This window comes from Kaistia defluvii (genome assembly GCF_040548815.1).
GTDB lineage: Bacteria > Pseudomonadota > Alphaproteobacteria > Rhizobiales > Kaistiaceae > Kaistia > Kaistia defluvii_A.
In genome coordinates, this window is record NZ_JBEPSM010000004.1 from 396,833 (window position 1) to 421,411 (window position 24,579).

General features: G+C 66.0%; 21 protein-coding genes. 4 read left to right on the forward strand and 17 right to left on the reverse strand.

The annotated features are described in order from the left end of the window. Window positions 1-5: 5 nt before the first annotated feature. Entirely contained in the window at window positions 6-2,174 is a 2,169-nt protein-coding gene (locus ABIE08_RS21995) for a primosomal protein N' (RefSeq protein WP_354554229.1), read from the reverse strand. Window positions 2,175-2,264: 90 nt separating this feature from the next. On the opposite strand from ABIE08_RS21995, the gene ABIE08_RS22000 reads away from it, so the two are divergent. Then, window positions 2,265-2,561 (forward strand): antibiotic biosynthesis monooxygenase family protein, encoded by a 297-nt coding sequence (locus tag ABIE08_RS22000; protein ID WP_354554079.1) that lies wholly within the window; start codon window positions 2,265-2,267, stop codon window positions 2,559-2,561. Window positions 2,562-2,870: 309 nt separating this feature from the next. Continuing rightward, the gene (locus ABIE08_RS22005; protein WP_354554081.1) at window positions 2,871-3,830 is read left to right on the forward strand and encodes a tyrosine recombinase XerC; all 960 of its coding nucleotides are present in this window, start codon (window positions 2,871-2,873) and stop codon (window positions 3,828-3,830) included. 153 nt (window positions 3,831-3,983) lie between these two features. Here the strand turns inward: ABIE08_RS22005 and ABIE08_RS22010 are convergent, their stop codons facing one another. After that, window positions 3,984-4,778 carry a class I SAM-dependent methyltransferase gene (locus ABIE08_RS22010; protein ID WP_354554083.1) on the reverse strand — a complete coding sequence of 265 codons (795 nt, stop codon included), beginning with the start codon at window positions 4,776-4,778 and terminating at the stop codon, window positions 3,984-3,986. A gap of 116 nt (window positions 4,779-4,894) precedes the next feature. Here ABIE08_RS22010 and ABIE08_RS22015 point away from each other — a divergent pair, with 116 nt between their 5' ends. Next, window positions 4,895-5,716: a helix-turn-helix transcriptional regulator gene (locus ABIE08_RS22015; protein WP_354554085.1), complete on the forward strand. Its 822-nt coding sequence runs from the start codon at window positions 4,895-4,897 to the stop codon at window positions 5,714-5,716. 176 nt (window positions 5,717-5,892) lie between these two features. On the opposite strand, the gene ABIE08_RS22020 is transcribed toward ABIE08_RS22015, so the two are convergent. Further along, on the reverse strand, window positions 5,893-7,155 hold the full coding sequence (locus ABIE08_RS22020; RefSeq protein ID WP_354554086.1) for an Hsp70 family protein: 1,263 nt from the start codon (window positions 7,153-7,155) through the stop codon (window positions 5,893-5,895). 200 nt (window positions 7,156-7,355) lie between these two features. On the opposite strand from ABIE08_RS22020, the gene ABIE08_RS22025 reads away from it, so the two are divergent. Then, a complete protein-coding gene (locus ABIE08_RS22025; protein ID WP_354554088.1) occupies window positions 7,356-8,675 on the forward strand; it encodes an MFS transporter in 1,320 nt (439 codons plus the stop codon). A gap of 272 nt (window positions 8,676-8,947) precedes the next feature. On the opposite strand, the gene lpdA is transcribed toward ABIE08_RS22025, so the two are convergent. The 14 genes from lpdA to sdhD all read right to left on the reverse strand — a co-directional run bounded on the left by lpdA (window position 8,948) and on the right by sdhD (window position 24,571). After that, the gene (gene lpdA, locus ABIE08_RS22030) at window positions 8,948-10,351 is read right to left on the reverse strand and encodes a dihydrolipoyl dehydrogenase (RefSeq protein ID WP_354554090.1); all 1,404 of its coding nucleotides are present in this window, start codon (window positions 10,349-10,351) and stop codon (window positions 8,948-8,950) included. A gap of 251 nt (window positions 10,352-10,602) precedes the next feature. Then, the gene (odhB, locus tag ABIE08_RS22035) at window positions 10,603-11,829 is read right to left on the reverse strand and encodes a 2-oxoglutarate dehydrogenase complex dihydrolipoyllysine-residue succinyltransferase (RefSeq protein ID WP_354554092.1); all 1,227 of its coding nucleotides are present in this window, start codon (window positions 11,827-11,829) and stop codon (window positions 10,603-10,605) included. A 96-nt stretch (window positions 11,830-11,925) separates the two neighbouring features. Beyond that, window positions 11,926-14,910, reverse strand: a complete 2,985-nt coding sequence (locus tag ABIE08_RS22040; protein WP_354554231.1) for a 2-oxoglutarate dehydrogenase E1 component — start codon at window positions 14,908-14,910, stop codon at window positions 11,926-11,928. 107 nt (window positions 14,911-15,017) lie between these two features. Next, complete coding sequence (gene sucD / locus ABIE08_RS22045) at window positions 15,018-15,902, reverse strand: succinate--CoA ligase subunit alpha (RefSeq protein WP_354554094.1); 885 nt, start codon at window positions 15,900-15,902, stop codon at window positions 15,018-15,020. Next, window positions 15,902-17,101, reverse strand: coding sequence for an ADP-forming succinate--CoA ligase subunit beta (gene sucC / locus ABIE08_RS22050; RefSeq protein ID WP_354554096.1), 1,200 nt, complete (start codon window positions 17,099-17,101; stop codon window positions 15,902-15,904). The genes sucD and sucC overlap by 1 nt, the downstream gene beginning before the upstream one ends. A 51-nt stretch (window positions 17,102-17,152) precedes the next feature. Next, window positions 17,153-18,118 (reverse strand): malate dehydrogenase, encoded by a 966-nt coding sequence (gene mdh, locus ABIE08_RS22055; RefSeq protein WP_354554097.1) that lies wholly within the window; start codon window positions 18,116-18,118, stop codon window positions 17,153-17,155. Between the two features lie 157 nt (window positions 18,119-18,275). Then, window positions 18,276-19,442: a cell division protein ZapE gene (gene zapE, locus ABIE08_RS22060; RefSeq protein WP_354554099.1), complete on the reverse strand. Its 1,167-nt coding sequence runs from the start codon at window positions 19,440-19,442 to the stop codon at window positions 18,276-18,278. A 43-nt stretch (window positions 19,443-19,485) separates the two neighbouring features. Then, complete coding sequence (locus ABIE08_RS22065) at window positions 19,486-20,067, reverse strand: AprI/Inh family metalloprotease inhibitor (protein ID WP_354554101.1); 582 nt, start codon at window positions 20,065-20,067, stop codon at window positions 19,486-19,488. 272 nt (window positions 20,068-20,339) lie between these two features. Beyond that, entirely contained in the window at window positions 20,340-20,732 is a 393-nt protein-coding gene (locus tag ABIE08_RS22070; protein ID WP_354554103.1) for a VOC family protein, read from the reverse strand. A 98-nt stretch (window positions 20,733-20,830) separates the two neighbouring features. Further along, window positions 20,831-21,016 carry a hypothetical protein gene (locus ABIE08_RS22075; RefSeq protein ID WP_266331660.1) on the reverse strand — a complete coding sequence of 62 codons (186 nt, stop codon included), beginning with the start codon at window positions 21,014-21,016 and terminating at the stop codon, window positions 20,831-20,833. Between the two features lie 94 nt (window positions 21,017-21,110). Then, window positions 21,111-21,890 (reverse strand): succinate dehydrogenase iron-sulfur subunit, encoded by a 780-nt coding sequence (locus ABIE08_RS22080; protein WP_354554105.1) that lies wholly within the window; start codon window positions 21,888-21,890, stop codon window positions 21,111-21,113. Window positions 21,891-21,918: 28 nt separating this feature from the next. Continuing rightward, a complete protein-coding gene (locus ABIE08_RS22085; protein ID WP_354554107.1) occupies window positions 21,919-22,368 on the reverse strand; it encodes a DUF3052 domain-containing protein in 450 nt (149 codons plus the stop codon). 6 nt (window positions 22,369-22,374) lie between these two features. Further along, a complete protein-coding gene (gene sdhA / locus ABIE08_RS22090; RefSeq protein WP_354554108.1) occupies window positions 22,375-24,195 on the reverse strand; it encodes a succinate dehydrogenase flavoprotein subunit in 1,821 nt (606 codons plus the stop codon). Between the two features lie 4 nt (window positions 24,196-24,199). Next, window positions 24,200-24,571 carry a succinate dehydrogenase, hydrophobic membrane anchor protein gene (gene sdhD, locus ABIE08_RS22095; protein ID WP_354554110.1) on the reverse strand — a complete coding sequence of 124 codons (372 nt, stop codon included), beginning with the start codon at window positions 24,569-24,571 and terminating at the stop codon, window positions 24,200-24,202. Window positions 24,572-24,579 lie beyond the last annotated feature (8 nt).

The following is a 24,579-nucleotide window of genomic DNA, read 5'->3' on the forward strand; positions in this document are numbered from 1 at the left end:
GCCGGTCAAAGGAAGCTCTGCGGATCGATATCGACCTGGACCCGGAGGCTGCCGCGCACGGGTGGCGCCTCAGCCAGCCACTGGCGCAGGAAGGCCTGCAGGTCGACGGATCGGGGCGCCTGCACGAGAAGGCGGAAGCGGTGGCGCCCCCGCAGCACCGCCAGCGGCGCCTCGGAGGGCCCGAGCACCATGACAGGCCCGCTCTCCGGCGCGCTCCGGCGCAGCGCCATCGCATAGCCATAGGATGTGGCGCGATCGGCCGCCGAAATGATGATCCCGGCCAGCCGTCCGAAGGGCGGCAGCACGGCGATTCGCCGCGCCTCGATTTCGCGGGCATAGAACGCCTCGCGGTCGCCCGATGCGATCGCGGCGATCACCGGGTGCTCCGGCGCATAGGTCTGCAGCAGCGCGCGGCTCTCGCCGCCGGCGCGACCGGCGCGGCCCGTCACCTGCGCCAGCAGCTGGAACGTCCGCTCCGCCGCCCTGGGGTCGCCATGGGCAAGCCCGAGGTCGGCGTCGACGACGCCGACCAGAGCCAGCAGCGGAAAATTGTGGCCCTTGGCGACGAGCTGCGTGCCGATGATGATGTCGGCGGCGCCCCGGCGGATCGCGTCGAACTCCTCGCGCATCTTTTTCACCCCACCGAGCAGGTCGCTCGACAGCACGATTCGCCGCGCATCGGGGAAGCGCGTGGCCACCTCCTCCGCCACCCGCTCGACGCCCGGTCCGCAGGCGACGAGGCTGTCCTCGGCGTCGCAGACCGGACACTGGTCGGGCCGGCGCTCGTGATGGCCACAATGGTGGCAGACGAGCTGGCCGCGAAAGCGGTGATCGACCAGCCAGGTCGAGCAGTTGGGACACTGGAAGCGATGGCCGCAGCTGCGGCAGAGCGTCAGCGGGGCATAGCCGCGCCGGTTGAGGAACAGCAGCGCCTGGCCCTTGTTGGCGATCGTCTCCTCGATCGCCTGGATCAGCGACGGCGCCAGGAAATGGCCGCGCTCCGGCGGGTCGATGCGGAGGTCGATCGGCTTAATTTCCGGCAGTTTCGCGGCCGCATAGCGGGCCGAGAGCACGAGGCGCCGATAGCGGCCCTGATCGGCATTGACCCGGCTTTCGATCGAGGGCGTCGCCGAGGCGAGCACGACCGGGAAGCCGCCTATATGCCCACGCACCACCGCCATGTCGCGGGCGTTGTAGATGACGCCCTCTTCCTGCTTGTAGGCGGTATCGTGCTCCTCATCGACTACGACGAGGCCGAGCTTCTGGAACGGCAGGAACAACGCCGAGCGTGCGCCGACGACGGCCTGCACCGCGCCCGTGGCCACGCCGCGCCAGACCCGTTCGCGCATCCGGGGCGGCATTTCGGAATGCCACTCGGCCGGCCGATGGCCGAATCGCCGGGCGAAGCGGTCGAGGAAATCGACGGTCAGGGCAATTTCCGGCAGCAGCACCAGCGCCTGCTTGCCCAGGCGCAGCGTTTCGGCCAGCGCCTCGAAATAGACCTCCGTCTTGCCCGAGCCGGTGATGCCGTCGATCAGCGTGACCGAAAACGCCCCCTCGTCGACGCTGGCGCGCAGCAGCTTCGCCGCGTCGTCCTGGCCGGGATCGAAGGTCGGCCGGGCAAAATCGGGTTCCGGCGGCAGGGTCAGGGGCGGCGGCGGCAGCATCACCGCTTCGAGCACGCCCTGCTCGACCAAGCCATTGACGACGCTCGAGGAAACGGCGGCAAAGCCGGCAACCGCGGTCTTGGGCATCGGCTCGCCGCCGGCGAGCGCGTCGAGGACGCGCTGGCGCGCCGCCGTCATCCGGTCGGGCTCTCTGCCGGCCAGGCGCAGCGCGGCGACCGCGCGCTCCGGCTCCAGCGCATCGGGCGCGCGCAGCACCATCCGAAGCACCATGCCGCGCTGGCTCAGCGTGTAGTTCGCGACCCAGTCGACAAACCGGCGCAGCGTCTCGTCGAGCGGCGGCGAATCATAGTGATGCAGGATCGCGCGCAGCCGGTTGTGGCCGACCGAGGGGTCGACGGGATCGTCCCAGACCGCGCCGATCATCTCGCGCGGGCCAAGCGGCACGCGCACGATATCGCCCGGCGACAGCTCCATACCGGCCGGCACTTTGTAGGTGTAGGGTCCATCCACCGCCAGTGGCAGCAGGACGGACACGGTGCGGCCCAATTCCAATCCGAAATCCCCGGAGCGACGAAGCAGTCGACGTTGCCGCCTTCATGCCCCAGATAATAGCCTTCCCTCAATCAGGCGAGCACCATGATCCTCGAACATGCCCTTCTTACGGTGAAGCCAGGCCAAGCCAGCGCCTTCGAGGACGCCATGAGCAAGGCAGCGCCGCTAATCGCCGCCAGCCCCGGCTTCCTGGGCCTGGAGGTGCGGCCGTCGATCGAGGCGCCCGGCACCTACCTCCTGCTGGTCCGCTGGGAAAGCCTGACCGATCACGATCCCGGTTTCCGCAGTTCCGATCGCTACCAGCACTGGAAGGCGCTGCTGCACGACTTCTACGATCCGTTTCCGACCGTGACCCATTTCTCCGAGCCGCTGCTGCTTTAGGCGAGGCGGGAGGTGCCCCCCAAAAGGGCCCTCGCCCAACCCTCCCCCCAAAGAGAGGACCTCCAGACAAATGTGGTCCGACTCCCGACTTCCAACATCCTGAGGAGGCTTGCGCAGCAAGCCGTCTCGAAGGACGCACCACCTGAGGGCAAATCTCGGTACCGACACCGCTCTGCGTGCTTCGAGACGGCCCTCCGGGCCTCCTCAGCATGTTGAGGATTGTATTGCGCGTCTCCCTATGAGAGGCGCCGTGTTCGCCGCAATGCGCCTCTTAACCCGGCATAAACCCTCTTCGCAGGTAATGGAGCCATGTCCGCACCGCCCCTCGTCATCGCCGCCCGCGACACGCTCGAGCAGATCGAAGCGTGGGGCGAGCACCTGCGCGGCGAACGGCGCCTGTCGCCAAAAACGCTCGAAGCCTATTCGCGCGATCTCGACCAGTTTCTCTCGTTCCTGACCAGCCATATCGGCAATCCGCCGACGCTCGCCGATTTCGCCGCCATCCGCACGGCCGACCTGCGCGGTTTCATGGCGACGCGGCGCTCGTCCGGTGCCGGAGCGCGAACCCTGGCGCGCGGCCTGGCCGGCATCCGCTCGTTCATCGGCTTCCTGGAGCGCGAGGGACATGCCAATGGCGCCGCCTTCCGCGCGATGCGTGCACCGCGCCAGCCCAAGACCCTGCCCCGGCCTCTCGCCGCCGCCTCGGCCTTGCGCGTCGTCGAGATGGACGAACAGCTCGACGAGGAGCCATGGGTGGCGGCCCGCAATGCCGCCGTGCTGGCGCTCTGCTACGGCTCGGGGCTGCGTATCTCGGAGGCGCTCGGCATTCGTCGCGCCGACGCACCGCTCGATCCCGCCGCGACGCTACGGGTCACCGGCAAGGGCGGCAAGATCCGTCTGGTGCCGGTGCTGCCGGTCGTGGCCGAAGCGGTCGCGGAATATCTCCGCCTGGCGCCGTCTCAGTCGAAGCCCGATGGACCGCTGTTCCTCGGCGTCCGGGGCGGGCCGCTCAAGGCGCGCATCATCCAGCTTGCCATGGCAAAGCTTCGCGGCGCGCTCGGCCTCGCCGAAAGCGCCACGCCGCATGCGCTGCGGCACTCCTTCGCGACGCATCTGCTCGCCAATGGCGGCGATCTCCGCGCCATCCAGGAACTGCTGGGCCACGCCAGCCTGTCGACGACGCAGGTCTATACCGCGATCGACACGGAGCGCCTCCTCGACGTGTTCGAGAAGGCGCATCCGCGCGCCGGCAACAACAGGCCGGCCTGAGCCGCGAGACGAAAGCAAGACCCTCACCCCACCCTCTCCCGCAGACGGGAGAGGGCTTTCTGGCGGGCGAACTTAATCGACTGTGAGTCTCAACAAGCTCGACCGCCCCTCGCCCGCCTGCGGGAGAGGGATGGGGTGAGGGTCTTCTGGCGGCTACACCGCGACGAGTTCGAACACCGCCTGGTCGATCGTGAACGAGCCGTCGGGCTCGATCGCGAAATGCTGGCGCACCGGCTCCGACATCGCCGCCTGCAAAGCGCGAATCGCCGCGACCTGAACCTGCGGCGTCCGCATCCGCCCAACCCAGGCGTCGAAATTGAGCGGCAGGCGGCGGCGCGTCACACCGACGACGGCAAAGCCCGCCCGCGCCGCGATCTCCGTCCATTCGGCCACAGAATAATTGCGCACATGCGAGGGATCGCGCAGCATTTCGAAGGTCTGCAGGAAGGTGTCGCTGACCGGCACTTCCGGCGCGATGACGTCCGAGATCACCGCCGTGCCGCCGCTTTTCACAACGCGACGCGCCTCGCGAATGCCCTGGCGGACATTCTGCCAGTGATGGGCCGAATAGCGCGACAGCACCACATCGAATTCGCCGTCAGCGAAGGGCAGCTTTTCCGCCGCGCCCTGCCGGATAGTCAGGTTGCGGAAGCCGCGCTTGGCCGTCTCGGCCGCGACGGCCTCCAGCATGCCGGCCGACAGGTCATAGGCCACCACCGAGGCGACGACCGGCGCGACGCCATAGGCCACATGGCCGCCGCCGCAGCCGAGGTCGATGGCGCGGGCGTCCGGCGTGCGGGCCGCGATCTCGACCATCTGCTGGAGGTCGGCGCCCTGGGCGTGGACGATGCTGGAGACATAGGCCGAAGCCTGGGAGCCGAACTGCTGCACGACCAGGCCGTCATGGCTCTGTCGCGGGGCGGCGGCGTCTTGGGTCGATTGGGTCATGGCTGGTTTTCCGCGCGGTCGATCTTGTCGGTGGTGATCATCGGCCGTCGCCGCAGGATTTGCCAGCCGGCGGAAACCCGTACCAGATCCTGTTTTATCCTGGTATAAGCGGTGACATGATCCCGGAAACCGATACCGTCCGACGCCGCGAGCTCGGCGAATTCATCCGCGCCCAGCGCGAGCGGCTGCAGCCAGCCATGTTCGGCCTCGATCCGGGCACGCGGCGACGCACGCCGGGGCTGCGCCGCGAGGAGCTGGGGCAGCTCTCCGGCGTCAGCTCGACATGGCTGAGCTGGATCGAACAGGGCCGGGAGATCTCGGTCTCGGCGACGGCACTGGGGCGCCTGGCGCGGGTGATGCGGCTGACGCCGGCCGAGCGCGCCTATCTGTTCGATCTGGGCGGCCGGCGCGACCCGCAGGCGGGCGAAGACAACAGCGCCGATGCCCTGCCGCCGGGCCTCGCCGACACCCTGCTGGCGCTGCCAACGCCGGCCTATGTGCTCGACCGGTCCTGGACGGCGATCGCCTGGAACGCCGCGGCGGCGCATCTCTTTGTCGGCTGGCTCGACGGCAAGCCGCCCGCCGCCGGTGTTTCATGTGAAATGAACCTGCTGCGCTACCTGTTCACCTCCCCGGCAGCCCGCAGTCTGATCGAGGACTGGGACAGCCGGGCACGACGCATCGCGGCGGAATTCCGCGCCGATTACAGCCGGCATCTGGAAGCCCCGGAAATGCGAGCCCTCGTCGAGGAGCTGACGCGAGCGAGCCCGTTCTTCGCGGAAGCCTGGGAGGCGCATGCGGTGGTCGACCGCGAGGGCGGCCTGCGCACCTTCACCCATCCGCAGGACGGCTTCCTGCGCTACGAGCAGATCACTTTCCTGCTGGCGCGCCATCCCGACATCAAGCTGGTGATGCTGGCGCCTTCAGGCGCGGGGTAAAATGCCCGTCGACGACCGCCCCTCGCCGGAAATCTCCAACACGCGCCGTCATCCCCGCGAAGGCGGGGACCCATGCAGCCGCGCTGCCGGGAGGTTGGCTCGATACGTCTCCAGCTGTATGGATCCTCGCCTTCGCGAGGATGACGCCGGAGACGGTGCGGCGCGGACACAAAAAATCAGGCGGCGACGACGCCGTAGCGGGTTGCCGCCTCGATGGTGAGGCCGGTGCCGACCGAACCGAAGGTGTCGCCGTCGACGACGCGCGCCTGGGGCACGGTGCCGAGGATCGCGGCGTGCACATGCGCCAGCCGCGTCGAGCCACCGGTCAGGAACACGGCGTCGATCGCGTCGGCGCCGAGGCCGGCATCGCGCAGGCAATCCTGGATCCGCGCCGCGATCCTGTCGGCGAGGCCGCGCGTCTTGTCGACCAGCACGGCCCGATCGACCGTCATGGCGAGGCCGCGCTCGATCCAGTCGAGCAGCACCTGCACCTGCGGCTCGTCGGACAGCGCGATCTTGGCCGCCTCGACGTCGATAGCGAGGCGGTGGCCGCCATGTTCCTCGACGACATGGATCAGCCGTTCGATCAATTCAGGGTGCTGCGCCTCGCGGCGCACCTCATGCAATTGCTGCATGACGCCGCGCTCATAGAGGCGGTTGATCGAGGACCAGGTGGCAAGGTCGTGATAGTAACCGCCGGGAACCGGCAGGCCGGCCCGCTTCATGCCCGTGCCGAAGCCCAGCAGCGGCATCGCCGTGCCGATCGAGAAATAGTGGTCGAAATTCGTGCCGCCGATGCGGATGCCGTCATTGGCCAGGATGTCGTCCATCCGGTCGGCCTTGTGCCGGCGCTCCGGACCGAGGCGCACGATCGAAAAATCCGAGGTGCCGCCGCCAATATCGGCGATCAGCGCCACTTCCTCGTGATTGACCTGCCGCTCGTAGTCGAGCGCGGCGGCGATCGGTTCGTACTGGAAGGAGATGTGCTTGAAGCCGACTTCCTTGGCGATCGCCTCCAGCGCTTCCTCGGCCTTGCGGTCGCCATCGGGGTCGCTGTCGACGAAGTGCACAGGCCGGCCATGCACGACCGCATCGATCGCCGCGCCGGAGACTTCCTCGGCCCGCCTCTTCACGACGCCGACATATTGCGAAATCACGTCGCGGAACGAGACGCGGCCGCGACCGATGGCCGTCGATTCATGGATCAGCGAACTGCCGAGCACGGATTTCAGGCTGCGCATCAGGCGGCCATTGGTGCCGTCGACATAGGCGCGAATGGCGGCGCGCCCAACGGCCGGCGGCGCGCCGTTCGGCGTGTAGAAGATCGCGCTGGGAATGGTGACGCTCGATCCTTCGAGCGCGACCAGGGCCGGGCCGTCGGCGGTGGAAACCCCGAGCGTCGTGTTGGACGTGCCAAAGTCGAGGCCGCAGGCTACCATGATCGAGAACTCCGTGAAGGGCCGGTCTGGTTAAGGGGTCGAGGCGACCGGATCAAGGCCCGCGAACGAAAACTCGCCGCATTGCAGCATAGTTCTTTCAGGATGAAACCAATGTTGATTTGGTCTCATCGAACGCATGTCGGATGCACGCAACGTCTGGGAGGCGCCGATTCGCGGTGCCGGGATAGGGGAAGAAGACGATGCGAACCGTAACCATTGACGAGGCGTTGAACGCCGCCGGAACCGGGGCGTTCCAGCGCCGCCTGTTCCTGATCTTCGGCCTCGTCTGGACGGCCGACGCCATGCAGGTGCTGTCGATCGGCTTCACCGCGCCGTCAATTGCCAAGTCCTTCGGCCTGACCCTGCCCGTAGCGCTGCAGACCGGCACGATCTTCTTCGTCGGCATGCTGATCGGCGCGGCCCTCTTCGGCCGCCTCGCCGACCGCATCGGCCGCCGCAACCTGCTGATCGTCACCGTGCTGCTCGACGCCTTGTTCGGCCTCGCCTCGGCCTTCGCGTCCGATTTCACCATGCTGCTGGTGTTCCGCTTCATCACCGGCCTCGCCGTCGGCGGCACGCTGCCGGTCGATTATGCGATGATGGCGGAATTCCTGCCGGCCAACCGGCGCGGCCGCTGGCTTGTGGGCCTCGAAGGCTTCTGGGCGGTTGGCACCGTGATCGTGGCGCTCGCCGCCTGGTATGCGGCGGCCCAGGGCATGGTCGATGGCTGGCGCTTCATCTTCATCATCACCGCGCTGCCGGCGCTGATTGGCGTCGCTCTGCGCTTCTGGGTGCCGGAATCGCCCTTCTACCTGCTGCGAACCGGCAAGCCGGCAGAAGCCAAGGCCGTGCTGGACCAGATCGCCACGACCAATGGCAAGCCGGTGCTGGGCGGCCAGCTGGTAGACAAGCAGGAGGCCCGCCTGCCGCTCTCCGCCCTGTTCTCCGGCCCCTATGCCCGCCGCTCCTACCTGATCCTTGCGGCGTGGCTGCTGGTGTCGATTTCCTATTACGGCATCTTCGTCTGGCTGCCGGGCAAGCTGGTCTCGGCCGGCGAGCATTACGGCTTCCTGCGCGGCTATGGCTTCCTCGTGCTGCTAGCATTGGCCCAGATCCCCGGCTATGCGCTGGCCGCCTATGGCGTCGAGCGCTGGGGCCGCAAGCCGACCCTGATCGCCTTCCTGCTGCTCTCCGCCGTTGGCTGCTTCCTCTACGCCATCCTCACCGATCCGACCGCCATCGGCGCCGCGATGATGCTGATGAGCTTTGCGCTGCTGGGTACCTGGGGCGCGCTCTACGCCTTTACGCCGGAGCTTTACCCCACCTCGCTGCGCGCCAGCGGAATGGGCCTGGCGGGCGCCATGGCGCGTCTGGGAGGCCTTCTCGCCCCCACGGTCGTCGGCGCCGTCGTCGCCTACTCGTTCAACGTCGCGCTCGGCCTGTTCTCCGTGATCCTCTTGCTCGGCGCCCTCGCCACGGCGGCGATTGATGTCGAGACCCGGCAGAAACCGCTAACGTAGGGCGGCTGGGGGGGCGGAGGTAGCCCCTCTCACCCCTACCCTCTCCCGCAAGCGGGCGAGGGGGCCCGCGTGTGTTTGTCGAGGCACCGAGCCATGGAAGAGCGCTGGCCGAAAAGCCCTCGCCCGCTTGCGGGAGAGGGTGGGGTGAGGGTCTTGCTTGGCCATTCCGTCATCGCGACAAAACGAAAAAGCCGGCGCCCTTCCGAGGAGGGGCGCCGGCTTTTTGTCGTCTACCAGATCACCGGACGATGCCCGGCGACAGGCAGAGAATCCTACATGTGGATCGGCTTGAACCAGGCGGCCAGCGCCGCTTCCTTGACCGATTCCGACATCGTCGGATGGGCGTGCGTCGAGCGGCCGAGATCCTCGGCCGAGCCCGCGAACTCCATCAGCACCACGGCCTCATGGATCATCTCGCCGGCGCCCTTGCCGACGATATGCGCGCCGAGCAGACGATCGGTCGACGCATCCGCCAGGATCTTGACGAAGCCGTCGGTCGCCAGCATCGCGCGAGCGCGGCCATTGGCCGAGAACGGGAACTTGCCGACCTTGTAGGCGATGCCAGCCGCCTTCAGTTCTTCCTCGGTGGCCCCGACGGTCGCGACTTCCGGGCTCGTATAGACGACGCTCGGGATCGCGCCGTAATTCACGTGGCCCGCCTGGCCGGCCAGGATCTCGGCAACCGCGACGCCTTCGTCCTCGGCCTTGTGGGCCAGCATCGGGCCGGCGATGACGTCGCCGATCGCGTAGATGCCGGGGACGTTGGTCTGGTAGTGGCCATCGACCTTGACGCGCTTGCGCTCGTCCAGCTCGACGCCGGCGCCTTCGAGGCCCAGGCCTTCCGTGAACGGACGGCGGCCGATCGCGACCAGCACGACATCGGCTTCCAGCGTCTCGGCGGCGGCCTCGCCAGCCTTGGCCGGCTCAACGGTAACCTTCAGCGTCTTGCCGCTGGTGTCGACGGCGGTGACCTTGGTGCCAAGCTTGAAGGCGAAGCCCTGCTTCTCCAGCAGGCGCTGGAACTGCTTGGCGACTTCGCCGTCCATGCCGGGAAGCACGCGATCAAGATATTCGACAACGGTCACTTCCGCGCCGAGGCGACGCCAGACCGAGCCGAGCTCAAGGCCGATGACGCCGGCGCCAACGACCAGCAGCTTGCCCGGAACCTTGTCCAGCTCCAGCGCGCCGGTCGAGGTGACCACCCGCTGCTCATCGATTGCGACGCCGGGAAGCGGGGCGGAGTCGGAGCCGGTGGCGATGACGATCGCCTTGGTCTCCAGCGTCTCGGAGGTGCCGTCTTCCTTGGTCACGACGACCTTGCCGGGTGCTGCGATCGAGCCGGTCCCGATATGGCCGTCGATCTTGTTCTTCTTGAACAGGTAGGCGACGCCATCGACGTTCGACTTCACCGTCGCGCTCTTGTGCGCGAGCATGACGGGCAGGTCGAGCTTGGGCTTGGCGACCTTGATGCCGAGCGCATCGAGATGGCCGACTTCGTCGAACATCTCGGAAGCGTGCAGCAGGGCCTTGGACGGAATGCAGCCAATGTTGAGGCAGGTACCGCCATAGGTCGCGCGCTTCTCGACGACGGCGACCTTCAGGCCGAGCTGCGCTGCCTTGATGGCGCAGACATAGCCACCCGGACCGGAACCGATGACGATGAGATCGTAGGACATGGGGTCTCCCGGACGATTTTGGCGTTAGCCAGCGGCGCTTTCAGCGCAAAAACAAATGGCCGGACGCAGGACGGGGTGCGCGAGGCGCCTATCCGCTGCTCCGGCCGGCTTGATGGAAAGGCGCGCCCGTAATGGGCGCGCGGTCTTCATGGGTCTCCGCCCCCGCCACCAGAAGGCAGCCCGAAACGCGGGAGCGCGCCGGGACTGCCTGAGGTTGGGGGACGAAAGCCATATCGGTTCCGTCCGCTCGATCAGAGATCGAGAACCATGCGCTGCGGATCCTCGAGGTTCTCCTTGACGCGCACCAGGAACGTCACGGCTTCCTTGCCGTCGACGATGCGGTGATCGTAGGAGAGCGCCAAATACATCATCGGGCGGATCTCGATCTTGCCGCCGACGACCATCGGCCGCTCCTGGATCTTGTGCATGCCGAGAATGCCCGACTGCGGCGCGTTCAGGATCGGCGTCGACATCAGCGAACCGTAGATGCCGCCATTGGTGATCGTGAAGGTGCCGCCCTGCATCTCGTCGATCTTGAGCTGGCCGTCGCGGGCGCGCTTGCCGAGGCCGGCGATCGTCTTCTCGATGCCGGCGAGCGACAGCTGGTCGGCGTCACGCAGGACCGGAACGACGAGGCCCTTATCGGTGCCGACGGCGATGCCGATATTGTAGTAATTCTTGTAGATCAGGTCGGTGCCATCGATCTCGGCGTTCACAGCCGGGATTTCCTTCAGCGCCTGGATCACGGCCTTGGTGAAGAAGCTCATGAAGCCGAGCTTCACGCCATGCTTCTTCTCGAAGAGGTCCTTGTACTGGCCGCGAAGCGCCATCACCGCGCCCATGTCGACCTCGTTGAAGGTCGTCAGCATGGCGGCGGTGTTCTGCGCATCCTTGAGGCGGCGCGCGATGGTCTGGCGCAGCTTGGTCATGCGGACCCGCTCTTCGCGGGCGGCGTCATCGGCCGGAACCGGCGCGCGCACGGCGACCGGGGCAGCCGGCGCCGGAGCGGTGGCGCCGCCAGCGATGGCGCCGAGCAGGTCGCCCTTGGTGACGCGGCCATCCTTGCCGGTCCCAGCCACGGCCGAGGTATCGACGCCGCTTTCGGCGGCAAGCTTGGACACGGCCGGGCCATTCGAGCCGACAGCGGCGGTCTTGGCCGGGGCCGGAGCGGAAGCGGCGGGGGCGGCCGGAGCGGCCTTCGGCGCTTCCGTCTTGGCAGGCGCGGGGGCCGCGCCGGCACCGGCGGCGGCGATCATGCCGAGCAGCGCGCCGACGCCGACCGTGTCGCCATCCTTGGCGGCCACGGCCTCGATCACGCCGGCGACGGGCGAGGGAACCTCGATGGTGACCTTGTCGGTCTCGAGTTCGACCACCGGCTCGTCGACCGCAACGGCCTCGCCGACTTTCTTGAACCACCGCCCAATCGTCGCCTCAGTCACGGACTCGCCGAGGGTCGGGACGCGGATTTCGGTTGCCATGGCTTGGGTCTCTTACCGTTCGAACTTGGTGGACGTTCAGGATGATACGAAGTTTTCGGCGGCGCAGCGAGGCGCCGCCGTCTTGTCAGGGTCTTGTCAGGCGAGCGCGTCTTCCAGGAAGGCGTTCAGCTGGGCCAGATGCTTCGACATCAGGCCCGTGGCCGTCGCCGCGGAAGCCGCACGGCCGACATAGCGAGCGCGGCTCGACTTGCCGCCGACCTGGCCGAGCACCCATTCCAGATAGGGCTCGACATGCGCCCACGAACCCTGGTTCTTCGGCTCTTCCTGGCACCAGACGATCTCGGCGTTCTTGAAGCGGCCGAGCTCCTGGACGAGAGCCTTGAGCGGGAACGGATAGAGCTGCTCGACGCGCAGAAGATAGACGTCGTTGATGCCGCGCTTCTCGCGCTCCTCATAGAGGTCGTAATAGACCTTACCGGCGGTAAGGACGACGCGACGGATGCGCTCGTCCGGAACCAGCTGGATCGGCTCGTCCTTGAGGAATTCCGCATCGTCCCACAGCAAGCGGTGGAACGACGAGTCCGGACCCAGCTGGTCGAGCGTCGACACGGCCCGCTTGTGGCGCAGCAGCGACTTCGGCGTCATCAGGATCAGCGGTTTGCGGATGTCGCGCTTCAGCTGCCGGCGCAGGATATGATAGTAGTTCGCCGGCGTCGTGACGTTGGCGACCTGCATGTTGTCTTCCGCGCACATCTGCAGGAAGCGCTCGAGACGGGCGGAGGAATGCTCCGGACCCTGGCCTTCATAGCCATGCGGCAGCAGGCAGACGAGGCCCGACATGCGCAGCCACTTGCGCTCACCCGACGAGATGAACTGGTCGAACACCACCTGGGCGCCGTTGGCGAAGTCGCCGAACTGGGCTTCCCACAGCGTCAGCGCATTCGGCTCCGACAGCGAATAACCGTACTCGAAGCCGAGCACCGCTTCTTCCGAGAGCATCGAGTTGATGACCTCGTAGCGCGCCTGACCCTCGCGGAGATTGTTGAGCGGGATGAAGCGCTCCTCGGTCTCCTGGTCGTAGAGCACGGAATGGCGCTGCGAGAAGGTGCCGCGCTCGACGTCCTGGCCCGACAGGCGGATCGGATTGCCGTCATTGGCGAGCGTCGCGAAGGCAAGCGCTTCGGCGGTCGCCCAGTCGATGCCGACGCCGGTCTCGATCGCCTTCTTGCGGTTATCAAGGAAGCGCTGGACGGTACGGTGGACATGAAAGTCCGCCGGCACGTCGGTCAGCTTCGCGCCGAGCGCCTTCAGCGTGTCGATCTCGACGCCGGTCTTGCCGCGGCGCGGCTCGTCATCGGCGGCAGCGGCCTTGAGGCCCGCCCACGCGCCGTCGAGCCAATCGGCCTTGTTCGGCTTGTAGGACTGGCCCGCCTCGAACTCGACCTCGAGCCGCGAACGCCAGGCAGCCTTGGCCGCCTCGACTTCCTCGGAGGTGACCAGGCCCTCGGCGATCAGCTTCGACGAATAGATCTCGACGATGGCCGGATGGCTGCGGATGTTCTTGTACATCAGCGGCTGGGTGAAGCCCGGCTCGTCGCCTTCGTTGTGACCGAAGCGGCGATAGCAGAACATGTCGATGACGACAGGCTTGTGGAACTTCTGCCGGAACTCGATCGCGATCTTGGCGGCGAAGACGACCGCTTCCGGATCGTCGCCGTTCACGTGGAAGATCGGCGCCTCGATCATCTTTGCGACGTCGGACGGATAGGGCGACGAGCGCGAGAAACGCGGATTCGTCGTGAAGCCGATCTGGTTGTTGACGATGAAGTGGATCGAACCGCCGGTGCGGTGTCCCTTCAGGCCCGACAGGCCGAAGCACTCGGCCACCACGCCCTGGCCGGCAAAGGCCGCATCGCCATGGAGCAACAGCGGCAACGTGCCGGTGCGGACGTAATCCTTGTGCAGGTCCTGCTTGGCGCGCGCCTTGCCCAGCACGACGGGATCGACGATCTCGAGGTGCGACGGGTTGGCGGTCAGCGACAGGTGGACCTTGTTGCCGTCGAATTCGCGGTCGGAGGAAGCACCCAGGTGGTACTTCACGTCGCCCGAGCCCTCGACGTCGTCGGGCGCGTAGGAGCCGCCCTTGAACTCGTGGAACAGCGCGCGGTGCGGCTTGGCCATCACCTGCGTCAGCACGTTCAAGCGGCCGCGATGGGCCATGCCCACGACGATCTCGTGCACGCCGAGCGTGCCGCCGCGCTTGATGATCTGCTCGAGCGCCGGGATCAGGCCCTCGGCGCCATCGAGGCCGAAGCGCTTGGTGCCAGTGAACTTGACGTCGAGGAACTTCTCGAAACCCTCGGCCTCGATCAGCTTGTTCAGGATCGCCTTCTTGCCTTCCGGCGTGAAGGTGATGGCCTTGTCCGGCCCCTCGATGCGCTCCTGGATCCAAGCCTTCTCGACGGGATCGGAGATGTGCATGAACTCGACGCCGAGCGTCGAGCAATAGGTGCGCTTCAGGATCTCCAGCATCTCGGGGATGGTGGCGAATTCGAGCCCGAGAACGTTGTCGATGAAGATCTTGCGGCTGTAGTCGGCCTCGGTGAAGCCATAGGAGGAGGGATGGAGCTCCTCATGGTCGCCGGCGGTCGCGATGTGCAGCGGATCGAGATCGGCATGCAGATGGCCGCGCATGCGATAGGCGCGGATCATCATGATGGCGCGGACGGAATCGCGCGCCGCCTGCTGGATCGCCGCTTCGGATAGCGGAGCGGCCGCGGCCGTCTGGCCGTTCGCTGCTGGAGCAGCGGCCTGCGCCGCCTTCGCCTTCAGCTTGTCGGTGACCGTCTTCTCGATCTGGCCCCAGTTGCCGTCCATGGCCGAGACCAGCTCGCCATTGGTATGGAGCGGCCAGTCGGCGCGCTTCCAAGGCGCGCCGCGCGCCTCGGCCACGACAGCCTTCGGATCATCCTTCAGCGCCGAGAAGAACGACTGCCACTCCGGATCGACCGAAGCGGGATCGTTCTGATAGCGCGCGTAAAGATCCTCGATATAGGTGGCGTTGCCACCATAGAGGAAGGAAGAGGTCGCAAAGGCCGCGTTGGCTTGCTCGCGTGACATGTGCTGGCTGAGGAGCGCCAAGCCCCTCTCTCCTTGATCGCGCGGCCACGCGCCGCGCTCTTGTTGAAAAACCGACATTCCGGCACTCGGAATGTCGGTCTTGTCGCTTAGCCCTTCAAGACCTCAACCAAGGTCTTTCCAAGGCGCGCCGGCGACGGCGACACCCGGATACCCGCGGCTTCCATCGCCGCGATCTTGTCTTCCGCGCCGCCCTTGCCGCCAGAGATGATCGCACCGGCATGGCCCATGCGACGTCCCGGAGGCGCCGTGCGGCCGGCGATGAAGCCGACCATCGGCTTCTTGCGGCCGCGCTTGGCCTCGTCGGCCAGGAACTGCGCTGCGTCTTCCTCGGCCGAACCGCCGATTTCGCCGATCATGACGATCGACGTGGTCTCATCATCGGCCAGGAACATTTCCAAAATGTCGATGAACTCGGTGCCCTTGACCGGATCGCCGCCAATACCGACGGCCGTGGTCTGGCCGAGGCCTTCCTGGGTCGTCTGGTAGACAGCTTCATAGGTCAGCGTGCCGGAGCGCGAAACGATGCCGACCGAGCCCTTCTTGAAGATGTTGGCCGGCATGATGCCGATCTTCGAGGCGTCGGCGGTGACGATGCCGGGGCAGTTCGGGCCGATCAGGCGCGACTTGGAGCCGGACAGCGAGCGCTTGACGCGCACCATGTCGAGCACCGGGATGCCTTCGGTGATGCAGACGATTAGCGGGATCTCGGCGTCGATCGCCTCGCAGATCGCGTCGGCGGCGCCCGGCGGCGGCACGTAGATGACCGAGGCGTCGGCGCCGGTCGCATGCTTCGCTTCGGCGACGGTGTCGAACACCGGCAGGCCGAGATGGGTCTGGCCACCCTTGCCGGGCGACGTTCCGCCAACGACCTGCGTGCCATAGGCGAGCGCCTGCTCGGAATGGAAGGTGCCGTTCTTGCCGGTGAAGCCCTGGGTGATGAGCTTGGTATTCTTGTCGATCAGGATGGACATCAGACGGCTTCCTTCACGGCCTTGACGATCTTCTGCGCGGCATCGTCGAGGTCATCGGCCGGGATCACGTTCAGGCCGCTTTCGCGGATGATCTGCTTGCCGAGTTCGACATTGGTGCCTTCGAGGCGCACGACCAGCGGAACCTTGAGGCCGACCGTCTTCACCGCGGCGATGACGCCGCGCGCGATGACGTCGCACTTCATGATGCCGCCGAAGATGTTGACGAGAATGCCCTTCACCTTCGGATCGGAGGTGATGATCTTGAAGGCTGCCGTCACCTTCTCTTCCGAGGCGCCGCCGCCGACATCCAGGAAGTTCGCCGGGCTTTCGCCGTAGAGCTGGATGATGTCGAGCGTCGCCATGGCGAGGCCGGCGCCATTGACCATGCAGCCGATCGAGCCGTCGAGCGCGATATAGGCGAGGTCATACTTGGACGCCTCGATCTCCTTGGCGTCTTCCTCGGTCTCGTCGCGCAGCGCCAGCATGGCCGGCTGCCGGTAGAGCGAGTTGGAGTCGAACGACACCTTGGCGTCGAGGACCTTGAGGTTGCCATCGGTGGTGACGATCAGAGGATTGACCTCGAGCATCTCCATGTCCTTGGCGACGAAGGCCGTATAGAGCTTGGTCACCACGTCGTTCGCCTGCTTGGCGAGCGGGCCGCTGAGGCCGAGCGCCTTGGCGACGGTGAGGCCGTGGTGCGGCATGATGCCGGTCGCGGGATCGACGGAGAAGGACTGGATCTTCTCGGGCGTCGAATGGGCGACTTCCTCGATGTCCATGCCGCCTTCGGTCGAGACGACGAAGGAGATGCGCGAGGTCTCGCGGTCGACGAGGATCGAGAGGTAGAATTCCTTCTCGATGTCCGAGCCGTCCTCGATGTAGAGGCGGTTGACCTGCTTGCCGTCCGGGCCGGTCTGGATCGTGACCAGCGTGTTGCCGAGCATCTGCTCGGCGAACGCCTTCACTTCTTCGATCGACTTGGCGAGGCGGACGCCGCCCTTTTCACCGGCTGCGGCTTCCTTGAACTTGCCCTTGCCGCGACCGCCGGCATGGATCTGCGACTTGACGACCCAAAGCGGACCGCCGAGTTCCTTGGCCGCGGCTTCCGCCTCGGCTGCGGAGAAGATGGCAATGCCGCGCGATACGGGGGCGCCGAATTCCTTCAGCACCGCCTTCGCCTGATACTCATGAATATTCATCGATGACGTTCCGCCTTTGGGGATCGTTGTCTTGGTGCGGGTCTCGGGCGATCAGGCGCCGAGAGCCGGGGCAATCTTGACGCAGGCCTCGACGAGGCCCTCGACCGAGGCGACCGACTTGTCGAGCATCGCCTGCTCGGCCTTGTTCAGTTCGATCTCGATGATGCGCTCGACGCCGTTGGCGCCGATGACGATCGGCACGCCGATATAGCGGCCCTTGATGCCATACTGGCCATCCAGCAGGGCTGCCGCCGGCAGGACGCGCTTCTTGTCCTTGAGGTAGCTCTCGGCCATGACGATCGCCGAGGCGGCCGGAGCATAGAAGGCCGAGCCGGTCTTCAGCAGGTTCACGACCTCGGCGCCACCGTCACGGGTGCGCTGGACGATTTCTTCCAGGCGCGCCTTCTCGATCCAGCCAAGCTTGACCAGGTCGGTGAGCGGGATGCCGGCAACCGTCGAATAGCGGGTCAGCGGCACCATGGTGTCGCCGTGGCCGCCGAGAACGAAGGCCGTCACGTCTTCGACGGAGACCTTGAATTCCTCGGCGAGGAAATAGCGGAAGCGGGCCGAGTCGAGCACGCCGGCCATGCCGACGACCTTGTTCGCCGGAAGGCCGGAGAACTTCTGCAGCGCCCACACCATCGCGTCGAGCGGGTTGGTGATGCAGATGACGAAGGCGTTCGGCGCGTACTTCTTCAGTCCGGCACCGACCTGCTCCATGACCTGGAGGTTGATGCCGAGAAGATCGTCGCGGCTCATGCCCGGCTTGCGCGGGACGCCGGCGGTGACGATGACGACGTCGGCATCCTGGATGGCGGCGTAGGAGGATGCGCCCGACAGATTGGCATCAAAACCTTCAACCGGAGCAGCCTCGGCGATATCGAGCGCCTTGCCCTGGGGAACGCCGTCGGCGATGTCGAAGAGGACGATATCGCCCAGTTCCTTGATGCCAGCGAGAAGGGCGAGCGTGCCGCCGATCTGACCGGAACCGATCAAAGCAATCTTGGCTCGAGCCATGTACAGGTCTCCCGATGGAGGTTTACCTAAGCGTCATGTGGCAGATGTGCGTCTGCCGGAACGCGCGTGGTCTAACCCCATTGCGTGACGGGTGCAAGTCAGTCGAGCGCCTTACGTGGCGGCAATCCGCCAAATATCGCAGCAGTTTACGTTAGCGTCATGTCTCGACAATGAAGCCGCGGTGCACTTGAAGCAGGTATTCCTCGGACCGCATTTCCGTCAGGCGGGACGCCGTGCGGGCAAATTCGAACGCCTCGGTGCCGGTTTCGGCAAGGTAGAGATGGTCCGGTTCGGCCGCTGCCGAGACGATGATGCGGACATGTCCGTCATAGAGTGCGTCGATCAAGGTGATGAAGCGCTTGGCTTCGTTTCGCCTGGAATCGTCCATGACGGGAATGTGATCGATCAGCACGGTATGAAACGCATGCGCGACGGCGAGGAAGTCGCTCGCGCCAAGCGGCTTGCCGCAAAGATCGGCAAAATCGAATCGGGCCACGCCATCCATGGCCTGGGGCACCACAACGTCCCTACCCAACACAGCGAGGGTCGAGGGCTCTCCATGTGACGTTTGCGTCAACTGGCGCCACGCAGCATCCAGCGCCGAGTCGGCTTCCGGGCCAAGCGGGGTGAGATAGACCGGGGCCTTGCCGATCTTTTCCTGCCGGTAATCGGTGCGGGCCGCGAGCCGCACCACCTCGACCCGCTCCTTGAGCAGGGCGATGAAGGGCAGGAAGTGATTCCGGTTGAGGCCGCCGCGATAGAGATCGTCGGGATCGACATTGGAGGTGGCTACCAGCACGACACCGCGCGCGAAGAGCTGGGTGAACAGCCGGCCCAGGATCATGGCGTCGGCTATGTCGGTGACGGTGAACTCGTCGAAGCACAGAAGCTGCGTCTCGGCCGCGATCTCCTCGGCCACCGGCAGGATCGGATCCTCGCCGGAAACCGTCCCGGCCTTGATCGCCTCGCGCATGCGGAAGACGCGGGCGTGGACGTCGGCCATGAAGTCGTTGAAATGAGCCCGACGCTTGCGCTGCGGCGCGGCGCGCTCGAAGAACAGGTCCATCAGCATGGTCTTGCCGCGGCCGACATCGCCATGGATGTAGAGGCCGCGCACGACCGGGGTCGCCGCCTCGCGCTTGCCGAACAGCCAGCCGAGCGCGCTCGACTTACGGGCGAGACGGCGCTCCGCAAGCCGGGTGTTGAGGGCATCGAACTTGGCGACGAGGGCGCGCTGCGCCGGGTCTTCCTCCAGCTCGCCCTTGGCGACGAGCTCGCGATAGGCGTCGGCGACGCGCGAAACGACCGGCAGGCCCTGGCTCACCCAAATTCCCCTACCCGGCCCTCATAGACGAGGACCGGTTTGTTCAGCGATGGAAGGAAACTGCCGCGCCGCCCGTGGTCTGACCGTTGAACTGGGTCTTGCCGGTCGAGTTCAGGCTGGCGACCGAAACGCCATTGGCGCCGGCCAGCACCACCTGCGAGCCCGAAAGGCTCCAGGCCGAGATCGACTTCAAGGTCGGCGACTGGCAGCCGCGCGTCGAAGCACGGTAGCCGCCGGTCCAGCTCGTCAGCGTCATGAACAGCTGGCAGCTTTCGCCGCCCGACTGCAGCGTCCAGCCGCCCAGAAGATCCGTGCGGCCGATCTCGCCGCCCGAAGCGGTCGAAACCGGCGGCGGAGCCGTCGGCGCCGACTCGAGCGGCGTCGCACCGGGCAGCCCGCCCTGATCCGTCATCGGCGCGGCCGTCTGCGCGTTCGGATCCATCGGCGGCGGCGGCAGCGTGTTGCGGGTCACCGGAGCGGAGGCAACCGGCGGCAGCGTGTCGCTTTCGACCGGCTTGGCCGAACGCTCCATCGGGCCGAGGCCGATGGCCCCGAACGAGCCGCAACCGCTCAAGGCGGCCGCCATCATGGCGACCAGGCCGATCGGCGCGAGACGTCGGGACATGAGCTTCTCCATCATCGAAATCCTCGGTGCCGCAAGAACCTACTGGCACAATCGAGCCGCTTTGAGGCAGGCGGAAAAACGGGTCGCCCCTCGCCAAACCGGGAGACCGCCGCGCGAAACGCACGAACCAGTCGATCGGGACGAGAGGAATGATGGGGGATCACTCGAAGTTCCGCAGCCTATCGTGCTTGGCGCAATACGGCATTCCGCCTGCAACGACAAGCCTCGTTAAGACACGGTTAACCAAGAAAGCGACCCGTGTGGCACGTCTGCTATTCCGGTCGATGACAGACGGCCTCGATGTTGTGGCCGTCGGGATCGAGCACGAAGGCGGCGTAGTAGTTGGGATGGTAATGCTCACGGATGCCGGGCGGTCCGTTGTCGGTTCCGCCTGCGCCCATCGCGGCAGCATAGAATGCATCAACCGCAGAGCGGCTGCCCGCCACGAGCGCGATATGGACATGCGGCTGGGTGCGCGCGCCGCCACTCAGCCAGATCTCCGGCTTACCCTCGGCGCCATAGCCCACCACGTCGCCATATCCGGTCAATTCTCCGGGCACGCGCATCTGCTCGCTGACGCCGAGCGGCGCCATGGCCGCCTCGTAGAAATCGATCGAACGGCCGAGGTCGCTGACCGTGATGCCGATATGATCCAGAACGCTCATGATTCCCCCGTATCCCTGCCAGATCGATGCCTGGCAGGGGAACCGAACGGCGGGGCGGCGTCAAGCCCGCGGCCCTGCCCCGGATGACGGGAAATCTCCTAGGGCGTCATCGGCTCGATTTCGAGCGACAGGCCGAGCTCGGCCGCCTTCTGGCGAATTTCCGCTTCCGGGCGGTGCATCGCCGTGGCGATGATATCGGCGGGGACATGCTCTACCGCGAGTTCGCGCAGACGGTCGATCGCCTCGATCGTCCAGGTAGGTTCGAGATCCTGCTTGATGGTCATGATCGTCTCCTTCCGAAAACCCGATCGGTCCACGCAAACGAAAACGGCGCGGAATGGTTCCGCGCCGCTTTCTAAAAAGTCGGGTCGATCGAGATCAGACGCGGCGCTCGACCATCATCTTCTTGATTTCCGCGATAGCCTTGGCCGGGTTCAGACCCTTCGGACAGGTCTGGGCGCAGTTCATGATGGTGTGGCAGCGATACAGGCGGAAGGGATCTTCCAGATTGTCCAGGCGCTCGCCGGTTGCCTCGTCGCGGCTGTCGATCAGCCAGCGATAGGCCTGCAGCAGAACCGCCGGACCGAGATAGCGGTCGCCATTCCACCAATAGCTCGGGCACGAGGTCGAGCAGCAGGCGCACAGGATGCACTCGTAGAGCCCGTCAAGCTTCTCGCGGTCGGCATGGCTCTGCAGCCATTCCTTCTGCGGCTCGGGCGTTGCCGTCTTCAGCCAGGGCTCGATGGAGCGATGCTGGGCGTAGAAATTCGTCAGATCCGGAACCAGATCCTTGACCACTTCCATATGCGGCAGCGGGTAGATCGCGACCGGGCCCTTCACGTCGTCGATGCCCTTGGTGCAGGCGAGCGTGTTGGAACCGTCGATATTCATCGCACAGGAACCGCAAATGCCCTCGCGGCAGGAGCGGCGGAAGGCCAGGGTCGGATCGATCTCGTTCTTGATCTTGATCAGCGCGTCCAGAACCATCGGACCGCAATCATCGAGATCGATGAAATAGGTGTCGACATGCGGGTTCTTGTCGTCGTCCGGGCTCCAGCGGTAGACGCGGAACTCCCGGACATTGTTGGCCCCAGCCGGCCGGTCCCAGACCTTGCCTTCTGTAAGCTTCGAGTTCTTCGGGAGGGTCAGCTGGACCATAGTGAGCGTCCTCGGGCGTAATATTCGTTCAGCGACGGTCCTTGCGGACCATGAGTTTCAAACCGGACCAGGTCGCGTCGATCGCGGCGACCTTGATGTCGACGAGATCGAGCCGGAGCGCTGCATCGCGCACCACATCCTCGGTCACGTCGGTGGCAACCTTCGAGGCCTTCTTCGGCCACGACACCCAGATCATGCCGTCGCGCCGGATGGCATCCTGCAACCGCGGCAGGTCGCGCTCGACCTCGGCGCGGCTCGTCACGAACGCATGCACGGCGTCCAGCGATCGATCCGGCCCCAGCGGCGCGGACCACTCTTCCGTCCGCACGACCTGGCCGAACGCAGCGCTGTCGGCCAGGGCTTCCAGCTCCGGCGGCAGGGCAACGAAAGCCACCGCCATGCCGTCCTTGAAGCCGAGCTTCTCGGGGAGCGAACGCCCCGAATAACCGGCTGCGGGAAGCGGAGCGGCGGCCATCATCCGCCCTTAGTAAACGCGAGCCTTGGGCTCGATATAGGCGATGTCGTTCGACATCGTGTAGGTGTGCACCGGCCGGTCGTCGAGCCGGATCGTCTTCTGGTCGGCGTCGATGAAGGCGAGCGAATGCTTCATCCAGTTGACGTCGTCGCGGTTCGAATAGTCCTCGCGGGCATGGGCGCCGCGCGATTCCTTGCGGTTCTGCGCGGAGTCCATGGTGACGACGGCCTGAACGATCAGGTTCTCGAATTCGAGCGTCTCGACCAGGTCGGAATTCCAGATCAGCGAGCGGTCGGTGACCTTGATGTCGTCCGAACCCTTCCAGACCTGGTGGATCAGCTCATGGCCCTCGTCGAGCACTTCGCCGGTGCGGAACACGGCGCAGTTCGACTGCATGACCTTCTGCATGTTGAGCCGCATCTCGGCCGTCGAGGTCGAGCCATTGGCATAGCGCAGGCGATCGAGGCGGGCGATCGAATCCTCGCCGGCATTCTTGGCGAGTTCCTTCTGCGGCTGGCTCGGCTGCACCGTCTCGATGCAGCGCAGCGCCGCCGCGCGGCCGAACACGACCAGGTCGGTCAGCGAGTTGGAGCCCAGACGGTTGGCGCCATGCACGGAAACGCAGGCGGCCTCGCCCACGGCCATCAGGCCGGGAACGATGGTGTCCGGGTCGCCGCCGACCTTGTTCAGCACTTCGCCGTGATAGTTCGTCGGGATGCCGCCCATGTTGTAATGGACCGTCGGCAGGACCGGGATCGGCTCCTTGGTCAGGTCGACGCCGGCGAAGATCTTGGCGCTCTCGGAAATGCCGGGCAGCCGCTCATGCAGCAGCGCCGGATCGAGATGGTCGAGGTGAAGGTGGATATGATCCTTCGCCTTGCCGACGCCGCGGCCTTCGCGGATTTCCATGGTCATGGCGCGCGAGACGACGTCGCGCGAGGCCAGGTCCTTGGCCGAGGGGGCATAGCGCTCCATGAAGCGCTCGCCCTCGGAATTGGTGAGATAGCCACCCTCGCCGCGCGCGCCCTCGGTGATCAGGCAGCCCGCGCCATAGATGCCGGTCGGGTGGAACTGCACGAATTCCATGTCCTGCAAAGGCAGGCCGGCGCGCAGCACCATGCCGCCGCCATCGCCGGTGCAGGTATGGGCCGAGGTGGCCGAGAAATAGGCGCGGCCATAGCCGCCCGTGGCGAGGATCGTCTTGCTCGAGCGGAAGCGATGCAGCGTCCCGTCCTCGAGGCAGAGCGCCACGACGCCGCGGCATTCACCCTCTTCCATGATCAGGTCGATGGCGAAGTATTCGATGAAGAACTCGGCCGAATGGCGCAGCGACTGGCCATAGAGCGTGTGCAGGATGGCGTGGCCGGTGCGGTCGGCGGCGGCGCAGGTGCGCTGCGCGATGCCCTTGCCGAAATTCGTCGTCATGCCGCCGAATGGGCGCTGGTAGATCTTGCCCTCTTCGGTGCGCGAGAACGGCACGCCGAAATGCTCGAGCTCATAGACGGCGGCCGGCGCGTTGCGGACGAGATATTCGATCGCGTCCTGGTCGCCCAGCCAGTCCGACCCCTTGACGGTGTCGTACATGTGGAAGCGCCAGTCGTCCTCGCCCATGTTGCCGAGCGCGGCCGAAATGCCACCCTGGGCAGCAACGGTGTGGGAACGGGTTGGAAACACCTTGGTAATGCAGGCGGTCTTCAGACCGGCCTCGCTGGCGCCCAACGTGGCGCGCAGGCCCGCGCCGCCAGCGCCGACGACAACGACGTCGAAGGTGTGGTCGATGAAGGTGTAGGCGCGGCCGTTGATGGACGCGCTGGCGTTGGCTTCAGCCATGGCTTCAGCCTCCGAAGCTGATCTTGAGGAAGGCGAGGATGGTCGCCACACCGACGGCGACCGCGAAGAACATGTTGGCGACCAGCGCGACGATCTTCAGGCCGCCATGCAGATAGTCTTCGATGATGATCTGCATGCCGAGCTTCATGTGCCAGACGCCGGTGCCGATCATCAGCACCATCAACAACGCCACGAAGGGGTTGGCCAGGGTCGCGACGACTTCCGGATAGGGCTTGCCGGCAAGCACGATGACCAGGATGACGAACAGGATGGCGAGGACGGCAAGCGCGGCGCCGGTGAGCCGCTGGTGCCAGAAATGGCCCGTGCCTTCCTTGGCCGAGCCGAGCCCGCGAACGCGGCCGAGCGGTGTACGCATGGAATTGC